Raw genomic sequence first — 393 nt, forward strand, 5'->3', positions numbered from 1 at the left:
GGTGCTCGCCTTTGCGGGTGTCGAGCAGGCGGGTGAGGTTGCCGGCTTTGTCGTAGTCGTATTGGCGTTGGTAGAGGTGGTTTTGTTGCTGGGTCACCGCATGGGCATGCAGGCGGTGTTGATCGTCGTAGTGGTAATGGCTGAGCAGTTGGCCTTGCTGGCGCTGATGTTCGCGGCCGCTGTTGAAGAGATGTGAGGTGAGCACCTCACCGTTGAGTTCGACGGTGGCGAGGTGGCCGCCTTTATCGTGGTTGAAGGTGACGCGGTTGTTGTCTGGCAGGCACAGGTTTTTCAGTTGCCCACAGGCGTCGTAGCCGTAGCGCAGGGTGCCCCAGCCTTGGTGTTCGGCGGTGAGGCGGTTTTGGCGGTCGTATTCGTAGGCCAACGCCCAGT

General features: G+C 60.6%; 1 protein-coding gene. It reads right to left on the reverse strand.

Annotation, left to right across the window (positions count from 1 at the left end):
* Positions 1-393, reverse strand: a 393-nt coding sequence (locus tag E1K68_RS27555; RefSeq protein ID WP_212614967.1) for a hypothetical protein, incomplete at both ends; no start/stop codon positions are given.

The organism is Pseudomonas sp. B2021 (assembly GCF_018135665.1).
GTDB lineage: Bacteria > Pseudomonadota > Gammaproteobacteria > Pseudomonadales > Pseudomonadaceae > Aquipseudomonas > Aquipseudomonas lactis.